This window comes from Streptomyces sp. NPDC049577 (assembly GCF_040675635.1).
Taxonomy (GTDB): Bacteria; Actinomycetota; Actinomycetes; order Streptomycetales; family Streptomycetaceae; genus Streptomyces.
This window is the reverse complement of record NZ_JBFAPH010000028.1, coordinates 1-25,240: the sequence shown is the minus strand read 5'-3', so window position 1 is coordinate 25,240 and position 25,240 is coordinate 1. Positions and strand designations below refer to the sequence as shown.

The window sequence follows — 25,240 nt, the reverse complement described above, 5'->3', positions numbered from 1 at the left end:
TAAGGTAACCCTAACCTTACCCGGCCGGGTGGGCGGACGACAACGCGATGGGGCGCGGATCACAGGATCCGCGCCCCATCGGTCGTACGGGTGTGCCTACTGGTCGCGGTACATCTCGGCGACCAGGAACGCCAGGTCCAGCGACTGGCTGCGGTTGAGCCGCGGGTCGCAGGCCGTCTCGTAGCGCTGGTGCAGATCGTCGACGAAGATCTCGTCGCCGCCGCCCACGCACTCGGTGACGTCGTCGCCGGTCAGCTCGACGTGGATGCCGCCCGGGTGGGTGCCGAGGCCCTTGTGGACCTCGAAGAAGCCCTTGACCTCGTCCAGCACGTCGTCGAAGCGGCGGGTCTTGTGGCCCGAGGCCGCCTCGAAGGTGTTGCCGTGCATCGGGTCGCAGACCCAGACCACCTGCGCGCCGGAGGCCGTGACCTTCTCCACCAGGGTGGGGAGGTGGTCGCGGATCTTGCCGGCGCCCATGCGGGTGATGAAGGTCAGCCGGCCGGGCTCGCGGTCCGGGTCGAGCCGGTCGATCAGGGTCAGCGCGTCCTCGGGCGTGGTCGTCGGGCCGAGCTTCACCCCGATCGGGTTACGGATCTTGGAGGCGAACTCGATGTGCGCCCCGTCCAGCTGCCGGGTCCGCTCACCGATCCACACCATGTGCCCGGAGACGTCGTACAGCTGCCCGGTCCGCGAGTCGACACGGGTCAGCGCCGACTCGTAGTCCAGGATCAGCGCCTCGTGGGAGGCGTAGAACTCGACGGTCTTGAACTCCTCCGGGTCGACCCCGCAGGCGTTCATGAAGTTCATCGCCCGGTCGATCTCCCGCGCCAGCTGCTCGTAGCGCTGGCCGGAGGGCGAGGAGCGGACGAAGTCCTGGTTCCAGGCGTGCACCTGGCGCAGGTCGGCGTAACCGCCCGTGGTGAAGGCGCGCACCAGGTTCAGCGTCGAGGCCGACGCCTGGTACATGCGCTTCAGCCGCTGCGGGTCCGGTGTACGGGCCTCGGGCGTGAAGGCGAAACCGTTGACGGAGTCCCCGCGGTAGGTCGGCAGGGTCACGCCGTCGCGGGTCTCGGTCGGCTTCGAGCGCGGCTTGCTGTACTGGCCGGCGATCCGGCCCACCTTCACGACCGGCACGGAACCGGCGTAGGTCAGCACCGCGCCCATCTGGAGGAGCGTCTTGAGCTTGTTGCGGATCTGGTCGGCGCCGACGGCGTCGAACGCCTCCGCGCAGTCGCCGCCCTGGAGCAGGAACGCCTCACCACGGGCCACGGCACCCAGGCGCTGACGCAGCTGGTCGCACTCGCCCGCGAAGACGAGGGGCGGATAGGACTCGAGCTCGGCGATCACATCGCGCAGAGCCTCTTGGTCCGGCCACTCAGGCTGCTGCGCCGCGGGCAGATGGCGCCAGGTGTTGCCACCGGCGTGGATTTCAGCGTTCACGGTCACGCAGTCAACATTACGGGGTCGCGGCCGCTGTCCAGCGGCCGGACCGGACTGTGAGACACGTGCTGAGACGGAATTACGGTATTCCGGCGACATCGGCGCGGGTGTCGGGTACTGTGCCGCTCGTGTACGTGCTCATGAACCAGCAGTGGTGGTGGACCGCTCCTCCGGCGGCCCACTGACGCGCGTACCCAGAACCACACCGCGAAGGCCGCCCCGAGGGGCGGCCTTCGGCGTCCCACCGGCGCCGCAGCGGACCGGCCGTTCCTCCCCCACCAGGAAGGAACCGCCGATGCCCGGCTTCCCCGCCCCCGCCGCCCTGACCGCCCGGCTGACCGCGCCCGGCTGCCCGCCGTTCGCCCTGCTGCACCGCCGCACCCCGGATCTCCCGGGCGGCACGGTCGAGCTGCTGCTGGGCCCCGTGACCGAGGCCGCGACGCTGGCCGGCATCCCGCTCCCCGAGGGCCCGCCCGCCGAGGGCCGGCCGGTCACCGACGCACTGGCCCTGATCCCCTTCCGCCAGATCCGGGAGCGCGGCTTCGAGGTCCATGACGACGGCACCCCGCTGCTCGTCCTGCGCCCCGAGGAGGCGTACGAGCTGCCGGTCGCCGACGTCCTGGCCGCGCTCCCCGCGCACGAGGTCCGGGTGGAGGGCGGCGCCTTCGACGTCGGCGACGAGGAGTACGCCCGCGTCGTCGAGCGCGTCGTCGAGGACGAGATCGGCACCGGCGAGGGCGCGAACTTCGTCGTCCGGCGCACCTTCGAGGGCGAGATCCACGGGTTCACCGCCGCCGACGCGCTCGCCCTCTTCCGCCGGCTCCTGGCCGGCGAGCGCGGCGCGTACTGGACGTACGTCGTCCACACCCCCGGCCGGACGCTGGTCGGGGCGAGCCCCGAGGTGCATGTGCGGATGTCCGGCGGGACGGTCGTGATGAACCCCATCAGCGGCACCTACCGCCATCCGGCCGGGGGGCCGACGGCCGAGGGGCTGCTGGCCTTCCTCCACGACCCCAAGGAGGTGGAGGAGCTGTCCATGGTCGTCGACGAGGAGCTGAAGATGATGTGCACCGTCGGCGACATCGGGGGTGTCGTGGTCGGGCCCCGGCTGCGTGAGATGTCCCACCTCACGCACACCGAGTACGAGCTGCGCGGCCGCTCCTCGCTGGACGTCCGGGACGTGCTGCGGGAGACGATGTTCGCGGCGACGGTGACCGGCTCGCCCGTGCAGAACGCCTGCCGTGTCATCCGCCGCCACGAGTCCGGGGGCCGCGGCTACTACGCGGGCGCGCTCGCCCTCGTCGGCCGGGACGCCGGCGGCGCCCAGACGCTCGACTCGCCGATCCTCATCCGCACGGCCGACATCGACCGGCGCGGCCGGCTGCGGGTCGGCGTGGGCGCCACGCTGGTACGGCGCTCGGATCCGCGCGGCGAGGTCGCCGAGACCCACGCCAAGGCGGCGGGCGTCCTGGCGGCCCTCGGAGTGCGCCCGGCGGCGGTGCGGCCCCGCCCGGCGGCGGCACGGTTCGCCGACGACCCGCGCGTCCGTGCGGCACTGGACGCGCGGCGCGCCGGCCTCGCGCCGTTCTGGCTGCGGATGCGGACACCGGGCACCGGCACGGGGCTGAGCGGGCACGCGCTGGTCGTCGACGGCGAGGACACCTTCACGGCGATGCTCGCCCACCTGCTGCGCACCTCGGGGCTGTCCGTGGAGGTGCGGCGCTACGACGCGCCGGGGCTGCGGGACGCCGCGCTGGCGCACGAGGGGCCCGTGGTGCTGGGCCCCGGCCCCGGGAATCCGTCGGACGCCGCCGACCCGAAGATGCGGCTGCTGCGCGGACTGGCGGGGGACCTGCTGCGCGAACACCGGCACGGGCTGCTCGGGGTGTGCCTCGGGCACGAGCTGATCGCGGCGGAGCTGGGGCTGGAGATCGCCCGCAAGGACGTGCCGTTCCAGGGGGCGCAGGAGCGGATCGACTTCTTCGGGCGCCCCGAGACGGTCGGTTTCTACAACACGTTCGCCGCTCGCGCGGCGGCCTTGCCGGGGGTGGAGCTGAGCCGGGACGCCGTGAGCGGCGACGTGCACGCCCTGCGGGGGCCCGGCTTCGCCGGGGTCCAGTTCCATCCGGAGTCGGTGCTGACCGTGAACGGCACGGCGATCGTGACGGAGCTGCTGAGCGCCGTGCGCGCCCACCCGTTGCTGTCCGAGTGACGGGTGGGCGGGCGGAGACGACGCGAGCGGCCACCGGCGGTCAGCCGAAGAACACCTTCGCCTCCTCGTACAGCGCGAGCGGCACGGTCTTGAGCCGCGCCGTCGCCTCCGCGAGCGGTACCCGGACGATGTCCGTGCCCCGCAGCGCCACCATCCGTCCGTACTCCCCGTCCCGCACCGCGTCGATCGCGTGCAGCCCGAACCGCGTCGCCAGCCACCGGTCGAACGCGCTCGGCGTCCCGCCGCGCTGGACGTGGCCCAGCACGGTGGTGCGGGCCTCCTTGCCCGTGCGGGACTCGATCTGCTTCGCCAGCCACTCCCCCACGCCCGACAACCGCACATGCCCGAAGGAGTCGAGCGCGCCGGCGTCCTTGAGCACCAGGTCGCCGTCGCGCGGCATGGCGCCCTCCGCGACGACGACGATCGGCGCGTAGCTGGCGCGGAACCGCGACGTGACCCAGCCGCAGACCTCGTCGAGGTCGAAGCGCTGCTCCGGGACGAGGATGACGTTGGCGCCGCCGGCCAGGCCCGAGTGCAGGGCGATCCAGCCGGCGTGCCGGCCCATGACCTCGACGACGAGGACGCGCATATGGGACTCGGCCGTGGTGTGGAGCCGGTCGATGGCCTCGGTCGCGATGTTGACGGCGGTGTCGAAGCCGAAGGTGTAGTCCGTGGCGGAGAGGTCGTTGTCGATGGTCTTGGGCACGCCCACGCAGGGCACACCGTGCTCCTCCCAGAGCCGGCGGGCGACGCCGAGCGTGTCCTCGCCGCCGATGGCGACGAGGGCGTCGACCTCCTCCTTGGCGAGGGTCTGCTTGATCCGGCGGACGCCGTCCGCCTCCTTGAAGGGGTTGGTGCGGGACGACCCGAGGATCGTCCCGCCGCGCGGCAGGATGCCGCGCACCGCCGCCACGTCCAGGGGGACCACCGCTCCCTGGAGGGGGCCGCGCCAGCCGTCCCTGAAGCCCGTGAACTCGTACCGGTAGTCCTGCACGCCCTTGCGGACGATCGCGCGGATGACCGCGTTGAGCCCCGGGCAGTCACCCCCGCCGGTCAGCACTCCGACCCGCATGACACCTTCCCTTCCGCCGAGTGCGCGCGCCCGGCCGCAGGGGGTCAGGCGTCGTCGAGGCCTCGCTCTATCGCGTAGCGGACGAGCTCCACGCGGTTGTGCAGCTGGAGCTTGCCCAAGGTGTTCTGAACATGGTTCTGCACCGTGCGGTGGGAAATAACCAGCCGCTCGGCGATCTGCTTGTACGACAGCCCCTTGGCGACGAGACGCAGGACCTCCGTCTCGCGGTCGGTGAGCCGCGGGGCGTCCCGTTCGTCGGGCGCGGCCGGGGCGGGTTCGGCGGCCAGGCGCCGGTACTCGCCGAGGACCAGCCCGGCCAGGCCGGGGGTGAAGACGGGGTCGCCGGCGGCGGTGCGCCGCACGGCGTCCAGGAGCTCCTCGGTGCTGGCGGACTTCAGCAGATAGCCGGTGGCACCGGACTTCACCGCCTCCAGGACGTCGGCGTGCTCGCCACTGGCGGAGAGCACCAGGACCCGCAGGGCGGGGTTCTCGGCGACGAGCTCGCGGCAGACGGCCACACCGGGCAGTCCGGGCAGATTGAGGTCGAGCACCAGCACGTCGGGGCCGGCCGCCTTGGCGCGGCGCACCGCCTGCGGGCCGTCGCCGGCCGTGGCCACCACCTCGTACCCGGCCCCGGCCAGGTCGCGGGCGACCGCGTCCCGCCACATGGGGTGGTCGTCCACCACCATGACCTTGACGTGCGCGGTCCGTTCGTCACTCATCGCCTGCTCCCTCTCCCCCGGGGAACCGTCGTGGCACCCTCAGTTCGACCTCGGTGCCCTGTCCCGGTACGGACACCACGTCCGCGGTGCCGCCCAGGTCCCGCAGCCGGCCGCGGATGGACAGGGCGACGCCCATGCGGCCCTCCCGTTCGGCGTCGGCCAGCCGGCCCTCGGGGATACCGGGGCCGTCGTCCCGCACGGTGACGATCACCTCGCCGGGCTCGTCCTCCAGCAGGATCCAGGCCCGGGCGCCCTCGCCCGCGTGCCGGCCCACATTGTCCAGGGCGGCGCCGACGGCGGCCGCCAGTTCCGCGGCGGCCGCGGCCTCCAGCAGCACGGGGGTGCCGGGCGCCGCGAAGGAGACGGCCGCGCCGGCGTGCGGGGCGAGCAGGGCCCGCAGGTCGCACGGTCCGGCCGGCGGCGCGGGCTCGGGCGCCGCGGTCCGTACCAGTTCGGCGTCGGCGGCGAGCTGCTCGGCCGAGCGGCGCGGGCCCACCAGCCCGCCGGCGACCAGGGTGCGCAGAGCTATCTCCTGCTCGCCGGCCATGCGGCCCAGCTCGGCGGCCTCGCCGCCGATCGCGGCGCCCCGGCGCTGCACCATGGCCAGCACCTGAAGGACGCTGTCGTGGATGTCGCGGGCCAGCCGCTCCCGCTCACGGGTGGCGGCCTCGATCCGCAGCGCCCGGGCCAGGGTGCGCTCACTGGCGCGGGCCACCTCGACGATGTAGCCGATGGCGATGCTGGAGATGCACACCAGCACCACGTTGTGCACGGTGTCGCGGGCGGGGTGGCCGCGCTCGGCGAGGTTGGCGACGGCCACCAGCGTGGAGCCGATCGCCGCCCAGCGCCAGCCGCCCTTGATGGCCAAGCCCAGTACTGCGCCGCCGGTCCAGATGGACGGCAGGGTGGCCGCCCCTCCGTCGATGCGCGCCGGGGTATCGACGAACGCGGTCACCAGGATCCCGCCCAGGGCCAGGGCCAGCTCGGCGACCAGAAAGGGCCGGGTACAGCGTTCGGGGGCGGTGACCCGGTTCCAGGTGGCCAGCATCCATACGGTGAGCAGGCCCATGTAGAAGGCGGCGCCGAGCGGATGGGCGTACTCGCGGTAGTTGAGGAGGAACAGACCGAGGGCGTAGCCGAGGGTGAGGATGCGGAAGCCGGTGAGTGCGCGCCACAGCGGCAGCTCGACCGACATCCGCACCGCGCGCGGACGCCCGGTGCGCTGTGTCATGCCTCAACCCCCCGGCCGGGCGCGCCCCCGCGCGCCGCGGTCTGGCTCGCTCGTGCCGTCCGCTACTGCTGCTCTTCGGTCGTGCCGGTCGTGTCGCCCTTGTCGAGGCCGGCGGCCTTGGCCGCCTTCTCCTCCTCGGCCTTGCGCTTCGCCTCGTCGGCGATCTGGCGCTTGGCGGCCGTGGCGTAGATGTCGACGTACTCCTGCCCGGAGAGCTTCATGATCTCGTACATGACCTCGTCGGTCACCGACCGGAGGATGAAGCGGTCGCCGTCCATGCCGTGGTAGCGGCTGAAGTCCAGCGGCTTGCCGATCCGGATGCCGGGGCGCATCAGCTTGGGGACGACCTTCCCCGGCGGCTGGATCTTCTCCGTGTCGATCATGGCGACGGGGATCACGGGGGCGCCGGTGGCCAGGGCCACCCGGGCCAGACCGCCGGGCTTGCCGCGGTAGAGGCGGCCGTCCGGGGAGCGGGTGCCCTCGGGGTAGATGCCGAAGAGCTCACCGCGCTCCAGGACCTCGATGCCGCTCTTGATCGCGGCCTCGCCGGCGCCGCGGGCGCCGGAGCGGTCGACCGGGAGCTGGCCCACGCCCTTGAAGAAGGCGGCCGTCAGCTTTCCCTTGACGCCGGGGGAGGTGAAGTATTCCTGCTTCGCGATGAACGTGATCTTGCGATCGAGCACCGCCGGCAGGAAGAAGGAGTCGGAGAAGGAGAGGTGGTTGCTCGCCAGGATCGCGGGCCCCTCGGCCGGTACGTTCTCCAGCCCCTCCACCCACGGCCTGAAGGCAAGCTTCAGTGACCCGCCGATGGACAGCTTCATTGCGCCGTAGAACAACCGAGAACCTCCTGTGTGTGACGAGGAGACCTTAACCTGCCTACCCCGTCGGCGACGCTCCGCGTACGCTGAGCTCCAGCCCCTTGTCCCGTCCCGTTGTCTCGTTTTCCGATCGGAGATCCCGGTGCCGCTCCTCCCCGGTGCCGAGCCGTTCCGCCATGACGGCGGAGAGGTCGGCGTCCTCGTGTGTCACGGCTTCACCGGTTCCCCGCAGTCCGTCCGGCCCTGGGCCGATTATCTCGCGGAACGCGGCCTGACCGTCTCGTTGCCCCTGCTTCCCGGGCACGGCACCCGCTGGCAGGACATGCAGATCACCGGCTGGCAGGACTGGTACGCCGAGGTGGACCGCGAGCTGTGGCGGCTGCGGGAGCGCTGTTCCGAGGTCTTCGTGTGCGGTCTGTCGATGGGCGGTGCCCTCGCGCTGCGCCTCGCCGCCAAGCACGGCGACGCCGTCTCGGGCGTGGTCGTCGTCAACCCCGCCAACAAGGTGCACGGCGTCGGTGCCCGGGCGCTGCCGGTGGTGCGCCATCTGGTGCCCTCCACCAAGGGCATCGCCAGCGACATCGCCAAGGAGGGCGGCGTGGAGGTCGGCTACGACCGGGTGCCGCTGCACGCCGCGTACTCCTTCCGGCGCTTCCTGCGGATGCTGGACTCCGAACTGCCGCAGGTCACTCAGCCCTTGCTGCTGCTGCACAGCCCGCAGGACCATGTCGTGCCGCCGGCCGACTCGGCGCGCGTGCTGGCCCGGGTCTCGTCCCTCGACGTCACCGAGCGGCTGCTGGAGCGCAGCTACCACGTGGCCACCCTCGACCACGACGCCGAGACGATCTTCGAGGACACCTACGCCTTCATCGGCCGGCTCGCGTCCTCGGCGGCGCTGGGGACGGCTCCCCATGGCTGAGCCCGACGCGAACCGCGACCGCGACGAGAGCCGCGACCCCCTCGACGAGGACGCCGCCTGGGCGCAGCTCGTCGCCGCGTACGGCGAGCAGCCCGACCCGGACAAGGGCCACTGGCCGGCGACCGGGAGCGAGGAGCCGCCGGCGAAGCCGGAACCGGAGCCGGGGCCGAAGCAGGAGCCGGAGCCGGACGCGAAGCCCGGCGGCTTCATCGTCTACGCGCCGGGCGTCGGCCCGCGCGACTGGAGCACCCCGGCGCCGCCGGAGGGCACCGACGCGGACGACGACGAGGGCCATTTCGTACCCCCCGAGCCGCCGCCCCTGCCGACGGGCGACGTGACCTCGCGCTTCGCCTGGATCGCGGTACTGGGCGGGCCGCTGCTGCTGCTCATCATGGTGCTGCTGCGGCAGGAGCTGACCTGGTGGGTCACGACCCTGGGCGTCGGCGGCTTCCTGGGCGGCTTCGCGACGCTCGTGCTGCGGATGCGGGACGACGACGAGGACGACGACGATCCGGGGCGGGGCGCGGTCGTCTGAGCCGCTCGCGCACACTGCTCACATGCCGGGGTGGTGTCAGGGGCGGATCCGCAGGGCGGCGAGCACGGGCAAGTGGTCCGTGGCCGCGCGCAGGTCCGCTTCGGAGATCCCCGCCAGTCCCATCGGGACGCCACAGCCCAGGATCTCCACCCTCTCCGTGGCGAAGACCGCGTCGATCCGCTGCTCCGGATCGCCGAGCCGGGTCGTGTGCTCGCGCCCCCACGGCTTCGTCGCCCAGCCGTCCTGCAGGGCGCCGGCCAGCAGGCCGAAGGTGCGGCCGTCGGGGCGGTCGTTGAGGTCGCCGGCGGCGACGGCCTGCGGGACGTCGAGGGAGGCGAGCTTGTCGAGGAGGAGCGCCCCCTGTTCGAGGCGCTCGTCCGCGTCGATGCTGAGATGGCAGCTGAGCACCCCGAGGCGGGCCCGGCCGAAGCGCAGGACCGCCGTGGCGAAGCCGCGCTGGTGCAGGCCCGGGGTGCGGGGCAGGAGCACGTCCTCGGTGTGCTCGACGTGGGCGCGGAGGGAGGAGAGGATCATCGGCCCGGAGGCCGTGGCGCCCCCGGTGACGTATACCAGCCCGGACTCCCGGGCCAGCCGGGCCGCCGCCTTGCGCCACCGGAAGAACCGGGGCGCCTCCTGGACGCAGACCACGTCGGGGGCGCAGGCCCGGACGACCCGGGCCAGCGCGGTGACGTCGTCGCGCATGGAGCGGACGTTGTAGCTGAGCACCCGCACGATCGCGGAGCCGTCCGGCTCCGTGCGCGAGGCCGGCAGATCCGGCAGATCCGTGCGCACCCCTCCCCCTTTCGCCCCGGTCAGCCCTGGCGGGCCAGGTCCGCCGCGCCGACCAGCCCGGCCTTGCCGCCGAGCTGGGCGGCGAGCACCTGCGCGTGGGGGCGCCACTGGCTGCCGACGAGCCAGCGCTTGAAGGACTTGCGGATCGGGTCGAGGACGAGGTCGCCCTCGTCCGAGACGCCGCCGCCGACGATGAACGCGGAGGGGTCGAAGAGCGAGGCCAGGTCGGCCAGGCCCGCGCCGGCCCAGCGCGCCAGCTCGCGGAAGGAGTCGATGGCGACCGGGTCGCCCTGGCGGGCGGCATCGCTGATGTGCTTGCCCTCGATGCCCTCGGGGGTGCCGTCGCCGAGGCCGAGGAGGACCGTGGCGCTCTCCGGGGTGGCCTGGGCGCGCTGGCGGGCGTAGCGGACGAGGGCGCGGCCGGAGGCGTACTGCTCCCAGCAGCCCTGGCTGCCGCAGCCGCACAGCAGGCCGTCCGGCACGACGCGGATGTGGCCGAACTCGGCGGCCACGCCGAAGCGGCCGCGGCGCAGCTTGTTGCCGATGATGATGCCGCCGCCGAGGCCGGTGCCCAGGGTGATGCAGATGACGTCCTCGTGGCCCTGGCCGGCGCCGAAGCGGTACTCGCCCCAGGCGGCGGCGTTGGCGTCGTTCTCGACGACGACGGGCAGGCCGACGCGCTGCTCGACCTTGTCCTTGAGCGCCTCGTGCCGCCAGTTGATGTTCGGGGCGAAGAGGACCGTGGCCCGCTTGTCGTCCACGTAGCCCGCGGCGCCGATGCCGACGGCCTCGACGTCGAAGCCCTCGCTGACCGTGCGCACGGCGTCGGCGATGGCGTCGATGACCCCCTCCGGGGTGTCCGGGGTCGGCACCTTGCACGTCGCGAGGATCGAGCCTTCTTCGTCGACCACGCCGGCCGCGATCTTCGTGCCGCCGATGTCGACGCCGATGGTGAGTCCCATGTGTCCCTCAGTTTTTCGCTCGAACCCCGCCGCGACCAACCGTACCGGGTCAGTCGAGGTCGATGTGCTCGGTCCCGCCCGGGCCTTGGTCTCCTCCGTCAGGTCCGGGGCGGTGCGGGGCACCCGTGCCGCCGGAGGCCCAGCGGCGCTCGTGGCCCTGGACGGCGGCGCGGTAGGCGGCCAGCAGCTCGGAGCCGGCCGAGGCGAGGTGGTCGAAGACCTCCGGATTGCGTTCGATGACGGGCTCGACGGCGGCCTTCGCGCGGTCGACGAAGTGCGACACGGCGCCCTGTGCGGCCGCCCCGGCGAGCGGCAGCTGGAGGCCGGCGACCTTGTCGGCGACGGCGTCGACGAGCTTGCGCAGCTCCTCGGCCGCGCTGCCGGGCCGCTCCCCGGCCTCCCCGGCGCGGCGGCGGGCGTTCTCCGCGGCGAGGTCCTCGGCGCAGGCCCGTGCCCAGGCGTCGGGTTCGGGCCCCGGGCCGGAACCGGGGCGCTCGGTGGCATCGCTCATGACGAACTCCTGCGAGGGGAATTTCCTCCGACGTTACCCGAAGGCTCCGGTGCTGTTCAGGGAGTCCTCGGCCAGAGGCCGGGGTCGGGGGCGAAGCGCACGCACAGCGCGCCGTCGCGCAGCCCGGCCCCGGCGACGGTGCAGCGGCGCAGCGCGGAGGGCAGCGTCAGGACGCGGCGGAACGGGCCGACCTCGACGATGAGTTCGTCCCCGCGCCGGACCAGCCCGAGCGTGCCGCGTTCCGCGCCCGGCAGCGGGATGCGCCAGATCAGCAGGGAGTCGGTGGCGAGCCGGTCCTCCACCTCCGGTGCCGGGGACCGGGCCTCGGTGTCGAGCCCGCCGGCCAGCCCGTCGCCGCCGGCCCGGACGGCGGCCCGCGCCAGCTCGGCGAGGTCGCCCGGGCCGTGCGGGGCGCGGCCGAGGTGGGGCAGGGCGACGACGGGGACGCCGTCGGCGAGGAAGTCGTCCCGCAGGGTCTTGTGCGCGGCGTGCTGTTCGGCGGCCAGGTCCGCGAGCCAGGGGTCGGTGGAGCCGTCGGGCAGCAGCCGGTTGGCCACCAGGGCGTCGACGCGGCAGCCCTGGAGGGCCAGCCCGGCGCGGGCGGTGCGCAGGGCCCGGGCGGCGGCCGGGCCGGGCTCGGCGGCCAGGCGGACGGTCGTGCCGGGGGCGTCGATCACCCGCTGGACGGCGGCCAGCTCCTCCTGCAGGCGCTCGGCGGTCTCGTACAGCCGCTGGGCGGGCATGGGCACGCCGGCGAGCTGGGCGAGCATCGGGCGCAGGGCGCGGGCGGCCTGGCGTTCGGCGGGGAGCAGCCGGCGGAGGTAGCGGCTCAGCTGCTCGGGCAGGGCGAGCAGCCGGACGGTCTCGTGGACGGGCGGCATGTCGACGACGAGGAGGTCGGGGCCGCCGGGTGCGGCGTGGGCCGCGCGCAGGGCGGCGAGGACGGCGAGCGGCTCGGCGCCGGGCAGCTCGGTGAGCTCCTCGGGGTCCAGGGGGTCGGCGCCCAGCAGGTCGAAGAGGGAGGCGCCGCGGTCCTGGAGGTCGCGGGCGAGGGCGCGGAAGTGCTCGCCGGTGGCGATGCGGGCGGCCCACAGGCCGGGCGCGGCCTCGACGGGCGGCCCCCAGGGCGTACGGCCGCCGTCGGGGGCGTCCGACGCCGCGGACAGCGTGGTGCCGAGCACGGCGTCGGGCGCGGTGTCCCGGTCGCGGGTGAGCAGCAGGACGCGGCGGCCCTCCGCCGCCGCGGCGAGCGCCGTGGCGGCCGCGACGGTGGTGCGGCCCGCGCCGCCGGGACCGGTGACGAGGACCGTACGCACGAAGGGAGCCTTCCGGTGGTGGGGCTGGGGGGCGTCAGGCGCCCTTGCCGCTCTCGACGCGCTCCTTGAGGCCCTGGAGCGCGCGGTCGATGATGACCTTCTCGGCCTTGCGCTTGATCATGCCGAGCATGGGGATCTTGACGTCGACGGTGAGCTGGTAGGTCACCTCGGTGTGCGAGCCGCCCGCCGCCAGCTGAAGGCTGTAGGAGCCGTCGAGCTGGCGGAGCATCTGCGACTTGACCAGGGACCAGGCGACGACGTTCGGCTCGGGCCAGCTGTAGGCCAGGGTGTGGTCGTCCTTGATGGCGCCGGCGTCGAGGACGAGGCGCACCTTGCTGGCGCGGCCCTGCTCGTCCTGCTCCAGCACCTCGGCCTGCTTGACCTCGCCCGTCCACTCCGGGTAGCGGTCGAAGTCGGCGATCACCGACATGACCTCGGCCGGGGTCGCCTCGATCGTGATGCTCGAGCTGGTGTGTTCCGCCATCTCCGTGGCTCCTCCGTACCGGTCCGCGACCTGCTGTGTCTGCCGGTGAAGGCTACAACGCGCGGCGCGTCACCACTCCAGCACCCACGGTGTATCGGTCGCGGCGAAGTGGCCGACGTTGACGCATTCCGTGGCACCGACCCGCATCCGGCGCGCGAGCGGCTGGTGAACGTGGCCGAAGAGTGCGTACCGGGGACGGGTCGCGCGGATGGTCTCCAGCAGCGCGGCGCTGCCGCGCTCGAAGCGCCGGGCGACGGTGTCGTAGCAGAGCTCGGGCACGTCCGGCGGGATGTGGGAGCACAGGACGTCGACCTCGCCGAGGGCGGCGAGCTTGGCGGCGTAGGTCTCGTCGTCGATCTCGTAGGGGGTGCGCATGGGCGAGCGCAGCCCGCCGCCGACGAAGCCGAAGACGAGGCCGCCGATCTCGACCCGCTCGCCGTCGAGCACGGTGGTGCCGGGCCGGGCGTACTCGGGCCACAGGTGGGGGACGTCCACGTTGCCGTAGGTGGCGTAGGTGGGGGTGGGGAAGGCGGCGAAGAGCTCGGCGTACTGCTTGCGGACCGCCTGCTCGACGACGGAGTCGCGGTCGACGCCGTCCCAGAGGCTGCGGGCCAGCTCCCGGGCCTCGGTGAAGCGGCGGGCGGTGCGCAGCTCGACGATCCGGTCCGCGTTCTCGACCCCGAAGAGCTCCGGGAAGATGCCGCGCGAGTGGTCCGCGTAGTCCAGGAACAGGATGAGGTCACCCAGGCAGACCAGGGCGTCGGCTCCCTCGCCGGCCCTGGCCAGCCCTTCGGCGTTGCCGTGTACGTCGCTGACCACGTGGACTCGCATGCGGGTCACCCTAGGTGTTCGCCCGGGCCGGTGGAAGTGCCCCGACCTGCGGTTACTTCCGGGTCACCGAAGCGAGGGGCTAGGGTTCGGGAAGCGGTCCCCGCGCATGTGACGCGCGGAACATCTGGGCGCGACCCTCTATTCGAATGCTGTACTGGTGGGTAACGTCCGGGCAGTCCAATCCCCCCGCCTGATCATGTGCCTGATCATGGACCGCAGCCGACGCAGCGCCCCTCGACGACGCGGCGGCGCCGGCGCCCGACGAGGAGCAGCAGTCTTGCGCGAGTTCAGCCTTCCGGCCCTGTACGAGGTCCCCGCGGACGGAAACCTGACGGATCTCATCCGCCGGAACGCCGCGCAGCACCCCGACGTTCCCGTCATCGGGCGCAAGGTGGACGGCCGCTGGCAGGACGTCACCGCGGCCGGCTTCCTGGCGGAGGTGCGTGCCGCGGCCAAGGGTCTGATCGCCTCGGGCATCAAGCCGGGCGACCGCGTGGGCCTGCTGTCGCGCACCCGCTACGAGTGGGCGCTGCTGGACTTCGCGATCTGGAGCGCGGGCGCGGTGACCGTGCCGGTGTACGAGACGAGCTCGCCGGAGCAGATCCAGTGGATCCTCGGCGACTCCGGCGCCGTGGCCTGCCTGGTGGAGACGCCCGCGCACGAGGCGTCGGTGGAGTCCGTCCGCGACCGGCTGCCGGACCTGGCGCACGTGTGGCAGATCGAGCACGGCGGCGTGGAGCGGCTGCGGGCGGCCGGCGAGGGCGTCACCGACGAGACGGTGGACGAGCGCAGCTCCCTGGCGACCGCCGACTCCCCCGCGACCATCGTCTACACCTCGGGCACCACCGGCCGCCCCAAGGGCTGTGTGCTCACCCACCGCTGCTTCTTCGCCGAGTGCGGCAACGTCGTCGAGCGGCTCAAGCCGCTCTTCCGCACGGGCGAGTCCTCGGTGCTGCTCTTCCTGCCCGCCGCGCACGTCTTCGGCCGGCTGGTCGAGATCGCCTCGGTGATGGCCCCGATCCGGCTGGGTCTCGTCAGCGACATCAAGAACCTGACCGACGACCTGGCGTCCTTCCGCCCGTCGCTGGTCCTGGGCGTGCCGCGGGTCTTCGAGAAGGTCTACAACGGGGCGCGCGCCAAGGCGCAGGCCGACGGCAAGGGCAAGATCTTCGACAAGGCGGCGGACACGGCCATCGCCTACAGCCGGGCCCTGGACACCCCGTCGGGTCCGTCCTTCGGGCTGAAGCTCAAGCACCTGGTCTTCGACAAGCTCGTCTACAGCAAGCTCCGCGCGGTGCTGGGCGGCCGGGCCACCCACGCGATCTCCGGCGGCGCGCCGCTGGGCGAGCGCCTGGGCCACTTCTACCGGGGCATCGGCTTCACCGTCCTGGAGGGCTACGGCCTCACCGAGTCCTGCGCGGCCACCGCCTTCAACCCCTGGGACCGGCCGCGCATCGGCACGGTCGGCCAGCCGCTGCCGGGCTCGGTCATCCGCATCGCCGACGACGGCGAGGTGCTCCTGCACGGCGAGCAGGTGTTCGCGGGCTACTGGAACAACGAGGCGGCCACGGCCGACGCCATGTCGGACGGCTGGTTCCACACCGGCGACCTGGGCACCCTCGACGAGGACGGCTACCTGAGCATCACGGGCCGCAAGAAGGAGATCATCGTCACGGCCGGCGGCAAGAACGTCGCCCCCGCCGTCATCGAGGACCGCATCCGCGCCCACGCGCTGATCGCCGAGTGCATGGTCGTCGGCGACGGCCGGCCCTTCGTGGGCGCGCTCGTCACCCTCGACGAGGACTTCCTCCCCCGCTGGCTCGCCGACCACGGCAAGCCGGAGGGCCTGACGGCCGCCGAGCTGGCCGACGACCCCGACCTGCTGGCCGACATCCAGAAGGCGGTGGACGACGGCAACGCGGCCGTCTCCAAGGCGGAGTCGGTCCGCAAGTTCCGCGTCCTCCCGGCCCAGTTCACGGAGGCCTCCGGCCATGTGACGCCGTCGCTCAAGCTCAAGCGGAACGTGGTGGCGAAGGACTTCGCGGACGAGATCGAGGCCATCTACCGCGGGTAGCGTCCGGGGTGGGCGGGACCGTTACAGCAGTTCCTTCAGGCGCTCCGCCAGCAGGTCCCAGCGCCAGCGCTCCTCGACCCACGCGCGGCCCCGCTCGCCCATGCGACGCCGCAGCTCCGGGTCGCGCAGCAGCGTGACGATCCGGTCCGCGGCCTGTGCCGGGGAGCCGCCGCGGACGACGTACCCCGTCTCGCCCTCCAGGACGGCGTCGGGGGCACCCCCCGAGTCCCCCGCGACCACCGGCAGGCCCGTGGCGGAAGCCTCCAGGTAGACGATGCCGAGCCCCTCGACGTCCAGCCCCCCGCGCCGGGTGCGGCAGGGCATCGCGAAGACGTCGCCCGCGCCGTAGTGGGCGGGCAGCTCCTCCCACGGGACGGCCCCGGTGAAGCGGACGGCGTGCGCGACGCCCCGCTCGTCGGCCAGCCGCCGCAGGTCCCGCTCGTAGGGGCCGCCGCCGACTATGAGCAGCACCGCGTCCGGCACGGCGGCCAGGATGCGCGGCATGGCCTCGATCAGCGTGTCCTGGCCCTTGCGCGGCACCAGCCGCGAGACGCACACGACCACCGGCCGGTCGGCCAGGCCCAGCCGGGCCCGGACCGCCTCGCCCCCGGAGGCGGGGTGGAAGGTCTTCTCGTCGACCCCGGGCGGCAGTTGGGTCATGCGCGCCGCCGCCTCGTCCGTGAGCGCGGCGGCGATCCGCGACCGCGTGTACTCCCCGAGGTAGGTGAGGGTGTCGGTGCCCTCGCCGATGCGCCGCAGCAGCTGCCGGGAGGCGGGCAGCTGGGCCCAGCCGGCCTCGTGCCCGTGCGTCGTGCCCACCAGCCGGCGCGCGCCGGCCCGGCGCAGCGCGGGCGCCATCAGTCCGAGCGGCGCGGCCGCGCCGAACCACACGGACGTACAGCCGTGCTCCCGCAGCAGCGTCGTCGCCCGCCGGGTCACCCGGGGCGTCGGCAGCAGCATGGTCGTGCGGTCGCGGACGACCGTGAAGGGCTGCTCGGCGTCGAAGCACGCGGTGGCCTCGGCGCCCTCGCGGCCGTGCTTCCAGGTGGAGGCGTAGACGACGATGCTCGACGGGTCCAGCCGCAGCGCCATGTTGTGCAGGAAGGCCTGGATGCCGCCGGGCCGGGGCGGGAAGTCGTTGGTGACGACGAGGGTCTTGTCCATCGCCGCCGACAGTACCCGGTGCGATCGGGCGGCAGCCGCGCCGAGTACCGCCACGTCGTCGCCAGCGGGGGCCGCGACCGGCATCATTCCCTTTGAGTGACGGTGCGTTCACGGCCTGTGCGGCGTGGCGGGCCCCGAAGGGACGAGGTGAATGATGGCGGGCACTGGTCTGCGGCTCTCGATCGCGGTGTGGGCCGTCACCCGGGCCGTTCTGATGCTGTGCGTCTTCCGGGTGTGGGACATGCCCGGTTCCGACGTCTCCATCGACATCGAGGTGATCTACCAGGGCTGGTACCACGTCCTGCGGACCGGCATCTTCCCGTACGACGACGTGACCTGGCAGTACCCGCCGGCCGCGGCGCTGGCCGTGCTGGCGCCGGGACTGCTGCCGTTCCTGGACTACGCCCCGGCCTTCTTCCTGGTCTGCCTGCTGGCCGACGCGGCGGTCTACGGCATGCTGCTCTACGCGGTGCGCGGCGGGAGGCGCACCGCGCTCGGGGTGTGGGTGTGGGTGGCCGGGGTGCCGCTGCTCGGCCCGATCGTCTACGCCCGCTACGACGTGATGGTGACGGCCGTCGCGGTGGCGGCTCTGCTGGCGGCCGGCCGCCGTACCCGTCTCGCGGGGGCGCTGACGGGTTTCGGCGCGCTGCTGAAGGTATGGCCGGTGCTGCTCCTCATCGGCACGCCGCGCGGTCCGCGCACCCGCTCCACGTGGACGTCCGCCGCGGCCACGGCGCTGCTGCTCACGATGTTCTTCGCGGCGGCCATGCCGGGGGCGCTGGCCTTCCTGACCTTCCAGCGCGACCGGGGCACGGAGATCGAGTCCCTGGGCTCACTCGTCTTCCATCTCGCCCGCCACTTCGGCTGGCGGGGCAAGGCCCGCCTCAACTACGGCTCGGTCGAGTTCCTCGGCCGCCATGTGCACGCGGTGAGCGCCCTGGCCCTGCTCCTGAGCGTGCTGGCCTTCGCCTGGCTGCTGCTGTGGCGGCTGCGCGCCAAGCGCTTCGCGGCGACGACGCCGTCGGACGCGGCGTTCGCGGCGGTGCTGCTCTTCACCACGACGAGCCGGGTGATCAGCCCCCAGTACATGGTGTGGCTCATCGGCCTGGCGGCCGTCTGCGTCACGATGGGCACGGTCCGGCAGCGGCTCCCCGTCCTGCTGGTCCTGCTCGCCGCGCCCCTGACGCAGCTGGAGTTCCCCACGTGGTTCTCCCACGTCGAGGCGAGCGACAAGCTCGGCGTGGCGACGCTGACGCTGCGCAACGCGCTGCTGGTCGTCGCGACGGTGATCGCCTGCCGAAGGCTGTGGCGCGAGACGGTGACGGGCCGCGAGCCGACCGAGGAACCGGAGCCCCCGGCGGAGAAGGAGTCGGCGCTGATCCCGGGGTGAGCTGCGGGTTCGCCGCTCAGAAGGCCCCGGCCACGTACTCCCGCCACCGCGCCACGAAGTCCTCCGGGCCGACCGCCAGGACATCCCGCAACGCCCCTTCCACGGCCCCCGCCCGTTTCTGCCGTGCCCCCACCGCCCGGTAGAACGCGACCAGCTTGTCCTCTCCCCACCTCTCCGCGATCATGCGGCATGCCAGCCACCCCTCCTCATAGGCCCGCGCCAGCCGCCCCGGCTCCCCCGCGAAGCCGAAATCCGCGTCCTCGGGCAAGGAGCCCGGCGGGCGGCCCGCCGTGACCTCCGCCGCCAGTTCGGGCGCGGCCTGGCGGGCCGTGCGGCCGGTGTCCCGGTAGGCGGCCCAGTCCGCGAAGCCCTCCGAGAGCCAGAGCGGTGTGGCGGGCGTGGTGACGGCCCGCGTGGCGACATGAGCCGTCTCGTGGGTGAGGACGACGCGCCGCCCGAAGTCGCCGAGCCGCCCGTACGCCTCGGGGTTGACGATGACGCGGTCGGCGGGCGCCGTCCCGGCGCCACCCACCTCGCCGGTGGTCACGGCGGCGATGCCCCGGTAGTTGGAGGCGGGGGCGTCCAGGAGCGCGCCCATCCGGTCGAGCGAGGCCGGGATCTCGACCACGACCCGCCCGGCCCAGCGGTTGTCGCGCCAGGCCGCGTCCACGGCGGGCACGGCCCGGTCCGCGAGGTCGGCCAGGGCGGCGAGCCGCTCCCGGTCCTGGCCGACGCCGAGGACGAGGCTGTGCGCCCCCCGCACGGCCGTCACCGGGCCCTGGTCCCACAGCTGGCGCCCGCCCCGGGGCTGCTCGCCGGCCACGTACCACCGCTCCCCGCGCCGCACGACGGTCAGCCGCACGGCCGTGGTGACGGGCACGGTGTCGTAACCGGTGAGCCCGTAGCGGAGTTCGGCGTCGGCGGTGAAGCGCTGCCCGCCGCCGGGGGTGAGGCGGACCAGCCGGTACCGCCAGGAGGCGAGCGGCACGTCCGCGAGGTTCCCGAAGACCTGCCGGCGCTCGGCGAGATAGGCGTCGGCGGCCGGGTCGACGGCGGCCAGATAGGCGTTCTCGTCGCGGTCGCGAACGGCCGTCGACCACCGGTCGAGCAGCTGCCGCACGGCCGTCTCGCCGTCGTCCGTGCCCTCCGCGGAGCCGGGCGCGCAGCCGGTGAGGGCCTGGAGGGTGAGCAGCAGGGCGGCCAGGCCGTACCCCGCCCGCCGTCGTCCGCCGCCCGCCCGCCTGCCGCCCGTCACGCCCGCATCGTACGAGCCGGGCGGCCGGTCAGCGGGGAGCGGCCCTGCTCACGGCCGGGTGACGGAGGAAATCGGCATCATGTTGGCCGGGTCGTAGCGCACCCGGGCGCCCGGGTAGGGGGCGTGGACGACCTGGCCGTTGCCGACGTACATGCCGACGTGGCTGGCGTCGTCCCGGTAGATGATCAGGTCGCCGGGCCGGGCGTCGGCGAGACTCACATGCCGGCCGGCGTTGCGTTGCGCCTGCGAGGTGCGCGGCAGACCGACTCCGGCGCGGCCGTACGCCCACTGCATGAGCCCGGAGCAGTCGAAGGCGGAGGGTCCGCTGGCGCCCCAGGCGTAGGGCGAACCGACGGCCTGCCGGACGGCCGCCGCGGCGGCGGCCCCGCGCCCGGAGGCGGCGGGCAGGTCCAGCAGCCCCCGGAGCCCGCCGAGAGGACCGCCCGAGCGGCTGGAACGGGAGGCGCGGGCGTACGCCTCGCGGTCGGCCTCCGGCAGGGAGTTCAGCAGGTGCCGTGCGGCGCTGAGCTTGCCCTCCACCTCGGCCTTGTGCTGCTCGACGGCCTTCCGGCTCTCCTCCAGCTCGGCGAGGGTGCGGGCGGCCTCCGCGCGCTGCTGGCGCAGGGTGCGCAGGGCGGCCTGGAGGGTGCGGAGCTGTTCGGCCTGACGGCCGGTGACCCGGTCGAGCGTGGAGGCGCGTTCGAGGTACGCCTCGGGGTCGGAGGAGAGCAGCAGTTCGATGGCGGGGTCGACGGCGCCGTTGCGGTACTGGGCGGCGGCGATCGCGCCGAGGGCGGTGCGCATCCGGTTGACCTTCTCCTGGCCGCGGGCGACACGGTCGGCGGCCTGCTCGACCCGCCGGCGGAGGGCGTCGGCGCGCTCGCCGGCCGCGTTGAACCTCTCGGTGGCCCGCTCGGCCTCCTCGTAGAGCCGGTCGATGTGGGCCTTCACCGCCCCGGGCGCCCGGGTCTGGTCGGTGCCGCCGGGGCGGGCGCTCGCCGGGACCGCCGAGAGGGCGGCCGCCGCGGTGGCCACGGCGGCGGAGAGCACGGTGACCCGGACGGAGGTGGTGAGGCCTGACGGCGAGGGACGGCGATGGGACGCCACGGGCTGCCGTGCTCCCTTCCTCTCGGTGCGGCCCCGCGCCGCCCGGGCGGGCGGCCGACGGCCGGGGCGCCGCGGAGGCAGAGAGTAGCGGCGCGATCACCCCCTGTTCAAAGACCATTGGGCGCGGCAAAACCGACGCCCCGCCGGAGACGCAGGTCACCGGCGGGGCGGGAAGTCAGCGCGACGCCACGAAGATTCGCCCGAACGGGCGGTGTGGGGTGTCGGCGTGTTTGAGTGCGAAAGGGTCAGCCGACGCGTACGCCGAACTGGAAGGGCATGTCGCTGATGGGCTCGGAGTGCACCTGGCGGCCCGTCCGGGGTGCGTGGAAGACCATGCCGTTGCCCGCGTACAGGCCGACGTGGTGCTGGTCGCCGTAGAAGATCAGCAGGTCGCCGGGCTGGAGCTGGCTCTGGTCGTAGATCCGGGTGCCGGCGTTGGCCTGTTCCTGGGAGGTACGGGGCAGGGAGACGCCCGCCTGACCGTAGGCCCACTGCGTGAGGCCGGAGCAGTCCCAGTTGGTCATTCCGGTCGCGCCGTACTTGTACCAGTCGCCTTCCTGGGTCTTGGCGTACGCGAGTGCGGCGGCGCCCCGGCCCGAGCCGGCAGGGATGTTCGGGCGGCTCTCCGAGCGGCTGGCGCGGCCGTTGTCACCGCTACCGCCACCGTCCTTGTCCGCGCCGGTGATCTCGGCGCGCTCCTTCTCGGTGAAGTTGTTGAGGACCTTCTGCGCGTCCGCCAGCTTGCCCTTGACCTCGTCCTGGTGGTCCTTCAGCGCCTTGCGCGTCGACTCCAGGTCGGCGAGCTTGCTCGCCGCCTCCTCGCGCTGCTGCTTGAGCGTGCGCTGCTTCGCGGATATCAGCCGCAGCGTGTCGGCCTGCTTGGCGCTCAGCTGGTTGAGGGTGGACGCCTTCTCCAGGTAGGTGTCGGGGTCCGAGGTCAGCAGCAGCTGGAGCGTCGGGTCGATGGAGCCCGTGCGGTACTGCGAAGCGGCCATCAGGCCCAGGCTGTCGCGGAGCTTGTTGAGCTCCTCCTGGCCCCGCGCGACCTTGTCCTGGAGGTCGCTGACCTGCTTCTCCAGCTTCTCGTGCTGCTCCTTGGCCCCGTTGTACTTCTCGGTGGCCTGCTCCGCCTCTTCGTAGAGCTTGTCGACCTCGGCCTTGGCCTCCGTCTTCGACGGCTTGGGGTCGGCGTGCGCGGCCTGCGAGGTGAGGGCGACGGCCGCGGCGGCGGTCGCGGTCAGCACGGTGACCCGAGTGCGGCTCGGCTGCTTGGGACGACGGTGGGACGCCACGGAGACGAGCTCCTTCTTTTCTGGGCCGCCCGCCGTACGGAGTTCTCGGGCACGGCGGGACCTTCACCGCACACCCGCAAGGGTGTTCAGGCGACTGAAGGTTCGAAGCCAGACCCTAGTGACCCCTGTTGCTCGCATACAAATTCTCTTGCGAAAAATCTTGCTCGCCAGTACATCCTTTACCAATCTGACACGGTCGGTAAGGGACATTTGACGATCAGGTACGCGCAAGCCGCTTCAGCAGCAGCGCCGATGCGACCGGTCGCGCCCCCGCCTTGGCCACGCCGTCCGCCACCTCGCGGTCGGTGGAGACCACCACGACCGGGCGGCCCGGCGGCTCGGCCCGCACGAGCTGGCGAATGAGCTCGTCCGCCGTCACGCCCGGCTTGCTGAACAGCACCCGCACCCCGCGCGGCGGCGCCAGCAGCACCGGCGCGGCCAGTTCCGCGCCGTCGAAGACACAGGTCACCTCGGCGCCGGTCTGGGCCGCCAGCATGGCCAGGCCGCCCAGCAGCCGCAGCCGCTGCTTGTCCAGCGGCATCGTCGGATAGCCGGTCTTCGTGACGTTGTAGCCGTCGACGAGCAGATGCACCTGAGGGAGCGCCAGCAGCTGGTCCAGCAGCGCCGGATCGGTCTCCGACAGGGCGCGCGTCGCGATGTCCTTCGGTGTCATCGTGCCCGGGCGCGCGGCGTCCACCGTGTCCGCCGGGTGCACGGACGCGGGGGGCAGCGCCAGCTCGCGGCGCAGACCCTGGGCCGCGTCCAGCACCGTGTCCAGCAGCAGCCGCAGCCGCATGTCCTCCACGCTGCGGCCCTCGCGCGCCGCCCGCCGGCTGGCCTCCAGCGCCGCCTCGGCCTCCGCGAGCCGGGCCTTCATCCGCCGCGTCTCGCCCTGCACCGCCGCCTTGTCGGCCGCCGCCTCCGCCCGTACGGACTCCAGCTCGGCCTGGACCTTGCGCAGGGCCGCCTCGCCGCGCCGCACGTCGCTGACCGCGCTGCGCAGCTTCCGCTGGAGCGACTCGGCCTCCTTGCGGGCGGCCTCCAGCTCGGCCCGGGCCCGCTCGGTCTCACCGCGCGCCTCGGAGCGGACGGCGGCCAGTTCCTCGCGCAGCCGCCGCAGCTCGCGCTGCGCCTCCTCGCCGGCACGCTCGGCGTGGGCGCGCTGCGCCTCCTCGCCGGCCGCCGTGACCAGCTTGACCCAGCCGGGCGGGCGCAGCACGAAGGCCATGGCCGCCACGTCCTCGGGATCCGCGGCCGCCGGCGGGGAGCCCGCGTCCAGCGCCTCGGCCAGCTCCGAGCCGCTCTCGCGCAGCCGGGCGCAGATCCGCTGCCGGAAGGCGGTGTCGTTCTCCACGGCGGTGGCCATCGCGTTGCCCGCGAACTTCACCCGACGACTGGGGGTGAAACGGGCATACTGCCGCAGCTGCGCGGGCAGTTCGGCGACCGTCAGCCCACCGAACGCCTCCGCGACGAGCGTGACGACCCGGCGCCTGATCCCCTCGGGCAACGGCCTGTCGAGCACCTCGGGGACGCCGTCGTCGGCCCTGCCGGCGTCACCGGCCGCCTCCGCGCCGCCCGTGTGCTCCACCACTGTCACCGCTCCCGTTCCTCAGGCCGGCGTGCCCGGCCGTTCCTCCGTCGCTGCGATCGTCCCACCGAGCACTTCGCGCTCCTCGTCCTCGTCCGGGCTCCTCGTCGCTCCTCGCCGGGGGAGTGCTCTCCGTAACCCTACGGCCTGGTGGTCACCCAGCGCGGTGGCACGGGCCCGAGCCCGGTGCTCCGGCGAGGCACTCTGTGCCGGTTGCACCCGGTACGCCATGATCTCGCCATGATCGTAAAGGCAGCACGGCCGGCCCGGGACGACGCCCCCGTGGTCACCTACGCCCTCCTCGCCCTGTGCTGTGCGGTCTTCCTCCTCGGTCCGGCCTCCGGGCTGAACGGCTCCTACGGCACCGGACCGGATCTGCCCGCCGCACAGACCGCCTACTTCGCGCACTGGGGCGTGGTCCCGCGGGAGCTGTGGCACGCTTCGCCGGCAGCGCTGTGCACCCCGCTGACGGCCTTGTTCGTGCACGGCAACTGGCTGCACCTGCTGGGGAACATACTCTTCCTCCACGTCTTCGGCGCCATGACGGAGCAGCGCCTGGGGCACCTGCCCTTCGCCCTCTTCTACCTGCTCACCGGCTATCTGGCGCTGCTCGGCTACGCCGCCGTGCACGCCGGCTCGGGGACCAGTCTCGTCGGGGCGTCCGGCGCCATCTCCGGGGTGCTCGGCGCGTTCCTGTGTCTCTTCCCCCGGGCGCGGGTGACCAGCCTCTTCCCCTTCCTCTTCTTCCTGCCGCTGCGGCTGCCCGCCTGGCTGGTGCTGCTGTTCTGGTTCGCGCTCCAGTGGCAGGCGGCGGGCAGCACGGACGACCGGCCGGGCGTCGCCTATCTGGCCCACGTCATGGGCTTCGCGCTCGGCTTCGGCTGCGCCTGGGTCGCCCGGGGGCGGCGGGTTAGAGTGAACAGCGCAGCCGGGTCCACCGAAGGAGAAGCCGAACCGTGATCACCTCGATCGTGCTCATCAAGACCGACGTGGACCGGATCCCCGAGATCGCCGAGACGATCGCCGCCCTCGACGGCGTGAGCGAGGTCTACTCGGTCACGGGCGCGTACGACCTGATCGCCCTCGTGCGGGTGGCCCGGCACGACGACCTCGCGGACGTCATCCCGGGCCGGATCAGCAAGGTGCCGGGCGTCGCCTCCACGGAGACGCACATCGCCTTCCGCACGTACTCCCAGCACGACCTCGAAGCGGCCTTCGCCATCGGCCTGGACAACTAGCGGGCTCGGCAACTAGCGCGACCGGGCGGAGTCCGGGACGCACCGGCCGTTCTCCGTCCGGTAGGTCCAGCGGGCGCCCTCGGTCAGCAGCTCGTGCACGGCCCGGACGAAACGCTCGATGTGCTCCTCCGGCGTCCCGGCGCCGAAGCTGACCCGGATCGCGTTGACCGAGCGCTCCCCGTCCGGCGCCCCGCACTCCCCCGGCGCCCCGGCCGCCGCGCCCAGCAGGGTGCGCACCAGTGGGTGGGCGCAGAACAGCCCGTCGCGGACCCCGATGCCGTACTCGG

The 25,240-nt window shown here is 73.5% G+C and carries 23 protein-coding genes and 1 pseudogene; 7 read left to right on the top strand and 17 right to left on the bottom strand.

Annotated features, from left to right (window positions below):
- Positions 1-96: 96 nt before the first annotated feature.
- Positions 97-1,446 (bottom strand): class II 3-deoxy-7-phosphoheptulonate synthase, encoded by a 1,350-nt coding sequence (locus tag AB0K09_RS06185; protein WP_366064100.1) that lies wholly within the window; start codon positions 1,444-1,446, stop codon positions 97-99.
- Positions 1,447-1,735: 289 nt separating this feature from the next.
- On the opposite strand from AB0K09_RS06185, the gene AB0K09_RS06180 reads away from it, so the two are divergent.
- Positions 1,736-3,652: an anthranilate synthase family protein gene (locus tag AB0K09_RS06180; protein WP_366064099.1), complete on the top strand. Its 1,917-nt coding sequence runs from the start codon at positions 1,736-1,738 to the stop codon at positions 3,650-3,652.
- 40 nt (positions 3,653-3,692) lie between these two features.
- Here AB0K09_RS06180 and AB0K09_RS06175 read toward each other — a convergent pair whose 3' ends face one another.
- The 4 genes from AB0K09_RS06175 to AB0K09_RS06160 form a co-directional block, all read right to left on the bottom strand.
- On the bottom strand, positions 3,693-4,724 hold the full coding sequence (locus AB0K09_RS06175; RefSeq protein WP_366064098.1) for a 6-phosphofructokinase: 1,032 nt from the start codon (positions 4,722-4,724) through the stop codon (positions 3,693-3,695).
- A 44-nt stretch (positions 4,725-4,768) separates the two neighbouring features.
- Complete coding sequence (locus tag AB0K09_RS06170; protein WP_366064097.1) at positions 4,769-5,446, bottom strand: response regulator transcription factor; 678 nt, start codon at positions 5,444-5,446, stop codon at positions 4,769-4,771.
- Positions 5,439-6,677, bottom strand: a complete 1,239-nt coding sequence (locus AB0K09_RS06165; protein WP_366064096.1) for a DUF5931 domain-containing protein — start codon at positions 6,675-6,677, stop codon at positions 5,439-5,441. The genes AB0K09_RS06170 and AB0K09_RS06165 overlap by 8 nt, the downstream gene beginning before the upstream one ends.
- A 62-nt stretch (positions 6,678-6,739) precedes the next feature.
- Positions 6,740-7,513 carry a lysophospholipid acyltransferase family protein gene (locus tag AB0K09_RS06160; RefSeq protein ID WP_366064095.1) on the bottom strand — a complete coding sequence of 258 codons (774 nt, stop codon included), beginning with the start codon at positions 7,511-7,513 and terminating at the stop codon, positions 6,740-6,742.
- Between the two features lie 124 nt (positions 7,514-7,637).
- On the opposite strand from AB0K09_RS06160, the gene AB0K09_RS06155 reads away from it, so the two are divergent.
- Both AB0K09_RS06155 and AB0K09_RS06150 read left to right on the top strand, forming a co-directional pair.
- Positions 7,638-8,414, top strand: coding sequence for an alpha/beta fold hydrolase (locus AB0K09_RS06155; RefSeq protein WP_366064094.1), 777 nt, complete (start codon positions 7,638-7,640; stop codon positions 8,412-8,414).
- Positions 8,407-8,949 (top strand): hypothetical protein, encoded by a 543-nt coding sequence (locus tag AB0K09_RS06150; protein ID WP_366064093.1) that lies wholly within the window; start codon positions 8,407-8,409, stop codon positions 8,947-8,949. The genes AB0K09_RS06155 and AB0K09_RS06150 overlap by 8 nt, the downstream gene beginning before the upstream one ends.
- Before the next feature lie 36 nt (positions 8,950-8,985).
- Here AB0K09_RS06150 and AB0K09_RS06145 read toward each other — a convergent pair whose 3' ends face one another.
- From AB0K09_RS06145 to AB0K09_RS06120, 6 genes are all read right to left on the bottom strand, one after another.
- Entirely contained in the window at positions 8,986-9,741 is a 756-nt protein-coding gene (locus tag AB0K09_RS06145; protein ID WP_366064091.1) for an endonuclease/exonuclease/phosphatase family protein, read from the bottom strand.
- A gap of 20 nt (positions 9,742-9,761) precedes the next feature.
- Positions 9,762-10,703 (bottom strand): ROK family glucokinase, encoded by a 942-nt coding sequence (locus AB0K09_RS06140; RefSeq protein ID WP_366064089.1) that lies wholly within the window; start codon positions 10,701-10,703, stop codon positions 9,762-9,764.
- Between the two features lie 49 nt (positions 10,704-10,752).
- Positions 10,753-11,214 (bottom strand): DUF5304 domain-containing protein, encoded by a 462-nt coding sequence (locus AB0K09_RS06135; protein WP_366064088.1) that lies wholly within the window; start codon positions 11,212-11,214, stop codon positions 10,753-10,755.
- A gap of 56 nt (positions 11,215-11,270) precedes the next feature.
- Complete coding sequence (locus AB0K09_RS06130; RefSeq protein WP_366064087.1) at positions 11,271-12,530, bottom strand: ArsA-related P-loop ATPase; 1,260 nt, start codon at positions 12,528-12,530, stop codon at positions 11,271-11,273.
- Positions 12,531-12,564: 34 nt separating this feature from the next.
- Positions 12,565-13,014 carry an SRPBCC family protein gene (locus AB0K09_RS06125; protein WP_366064086.1) on the bottom strand — a complete coding sequence of 150 codons (450 nt, stop codon included), beginning with the start codon at positions 13,012-13,014 and terminating at the stop codon, positions 12,565-12,567.
- Between the two features lie 69 nt (positions 13,015-13,083).
- A complete protein-coding gene (locus AB0K09_RS06120; protein ID WP_366064085.1) occupies positions 13,084-13,845 on the bottom strand; it encodes a metallophosphoesterase in 762 nt (253 codons plus the stop codon).
- A gap of 277 nt (positions 13,846-14,122) precedes the next feature.
- On the opposite strand from AB0K09_RS06120, the gene AB0K09_RS06115 reads away from it, so the two are divergent.
- On the top strand, positions 14,123-15,919 hold the full coding sequence (locus tag AB0K09_RS06115) for an AMP-dependent synthetase/ligase (protein WP_366064084.1): 1,797 nt from the start codon (positions 14,123-14,125) through the stop codon (positions 15,917-15,919).
- A gap of 21 nt (positions 15,920-15,940) precedes the next feature.
- Here AB0K09_RS06115 and AB0K09_RS06110 read toward each other — a convergent pair whose 3' ends face one another.
- Positions 15,941-17,083, bottom strand: a complete 1,143-nt coding sequence (locus AB0K09_RS06110) for a glycosyltransferase family 4 protein (protein WP_366064083.1) — start codon at positions 17,081-17,083, stop codon at positions 15,941-15,943.
- A 154-nt stretch (positions 17,084-17,237) separates the two neighbouring features.
- On the opposite strand from AB0K09_RS06110, the gene AB0K09_RS06105 reads away from it, so the two are divergent.
- Positions 17,238-18,473 (top strand): glycosyltransferase family 87 protein, encoded by a 1,236-nt coding sequence (locus AB0K09_RS06105; protein WP_366064107.1) that lies wholly within the window; start codon positions 17,238-17,240, stop codon positions 18,471-18,473.
- A gap of 16 nt (positions 18,474-18,489) precedes the next feature.
- Here the strand turns inward: AB0K09_RS06105 and AB0K09_RS06100 are convergent, their stop codons facing one another.
- From AB0K09_RS06100 to AB0K09_RS06085, 4 genes are all read right to left on the bottom strand, one after another.
- Complete coding sequence (locus tag AB0K09_RS06100) at positions 18,490-19,728, bottom strand: hypothetical protein (protein WP_366064082.1); 1,239 nt, start codon at positions 19,726-19,728, stop codon at positions 18,490-18,492.
- Positions 19,729-19,776: 48 nt separating this feature from the next.
- On the bottom strand, positions 19,777-20,835 hold the full coding sequence (locus AB0K09_RS06095) for an NlpC/P60 family protein (protein ID WP_366064081.1): 1,059 nt from the start codon (positions 20,833-20,835) through the stop codon (positions 19,777-19,779).
- A gap of 245 nt (positions 20,836-21,080) precedes the next feature.
- Entirely contained in the window at positions 21,081-22,127 is a 1,047-nt protein-coding gene (locus AB0K09_RS06090; protein ID WP_366064080.1) for an NlpC/P60 family protein, read from the bottom strand.
- A gap of 217 nt (positions 22,128-22,344) precedes the next feature.
- Positions 22,345-23,718 (bottom strand): NYN domain-containing protein, encoded by a 1,374-nt coding sequence (locus tag AB0K09_RS06085; RefSeq protein WP_366064106.1) that lies wholly within the window; start codon positions 23,716-23,718, stop codon positions 22,345-22,347.
- Between the two features lie 237 nt (positions 23,719-23,955).
- On the opposite strand from AB0K09_RS06085, the gene AB0K09_RS06080 reads away from it, so the two are divergent.
- Both AB0K09_RS06080 and AB0K09_RS06075 read left to right on the top strand, forming a co-directional pair.
- On the top strand, positions 23,956-24,675 hold the full coding sequence (locus AB0K09_RS06080; protein WP_366064079.1) for a rhomboid family intramembrane serine protease: 720 nt from the start codon (positions 23,956-23,958) through the stop codon (positions 24,673-24,675).
- Complete coding sequence (locus tag AB0K09_RS06075; protein WP_366064078.1) at positions 24,672-24,953, top strand: Lrp/AsnC ligand binding domain-containing protein; 282 nt, start codon at positions 24,672-24,674, stop codon at positions 24,951-24,953. The genes AB0K09_RS06080 and AB0K09_RS06075 overlap by 4 nt, the downstream gene beginning before the upstream one ends.
- A 12-nt stretch (positions 24,954-24,965) precedes the next feature.
- Here the strand turns inward: AB0K09_RS06075 and AB0K09_RS06070 are convergent.
- Positions 24,966-25,240: pseudogene (locus AB0K09_RS06070) on the bottom strand (cysteine desulfurase); the annotation flags it as partial.

What these genes read in the sequence shown, in the direction of transcription:
- AB0K09_RS06105 (WP_366064107.1), top strand. Translation starts at nt 17,238, where the DNA reads ATGGCGGGCACTGGTCTGCGGCTCTCGATCGCGGTGTGGGCCGTCACC.
- AB0K09_RS06170 (WP_366064097.1), bottom strand. Translation starts at nt 5,446, where the DNA reads ATGAGTGACGAACGGACCGCGCACGTCAAGGTCATGGTGGTGGACGAC.
- AB0K09_RS06180 (WP_366064099.1), top strand. Translation starts at nt 1,736, where the DNA reads ATGCCCGGCTTCCCCGCCCCCGCCGCCCTGACCGCCCGGCTGACCGCG.
- AB0K09_RS06120 (WP_366064085.1), bottom strand. Translation starts at nt 13,845, where the DNA reads ATGCGAGTCCACGTGGTCAGCGACGTACACGGCAACGCCGAAGGGCTG.
- AB0K09_RS06150 (WP_366064093.1), top strand. Translation starts at nt 8,407, where the DNA reads ATGGCTGAGCCCGACGCGAACCGCGACCGCGACGAGAGCCGCGACCCC.
- AB0K09_RS06175 (WP_366064098.1), bottom strand. Translation starts at nt 4,724, where the DNA reads ATGCGGGTCGGAGTGCTGACCGGCGGGGGTGACTGCCCGGGGCTCAAC.
- AB0K09_RS06165 (WP_366064096.1), bottom strand. Translation starts at nt 6,677, where the DNA reads ATGACACAGCGCACCGGGCGTCCGCGCGCGGTGCGGATGTCGGTCGAG.
- AB0K09_RS06080 (WP_366064079.1), top strand. Translation starts at nt 23,956, where the DNA reads ATGATCGTAAAGGCAGCACGGCCGGCCCGGGACGACGCCCCCGTGGTC.
- AB0K09_RS06135 (WP_366064088.1), bottom strand. Translation starts at nt 11,214, where the DNA reads ATGAGCGATGCCACCGAGCGCCCCGGTTCCGGCCCGGGGCCCGAACCC.
- AB0K09_RS06110 (WP_366064083.1), bottom strand. Translation starts at nt 17,083, where the DNA reads ATGGACAAGACCCTCGTCGTCACCAACGACTTCCCGCCCCGGCCCGGC.
- AB0K09_RS06125 (WP_366064086.1), bottom strand. Translation starts at nt 13,014, where the DNA reads ATGGCGGAACACACCAGCTCGAGCATCACGATCGAGGCGACCCCGGCC.
- AB0K09_RS06140 (WP_366064089.1), bottom strand. Translation starts at nt 10,703, where the DNA reads ATGGGACTCACCATCGGCGTCGACATCGGCGGCACGAAGATCGCGGCC.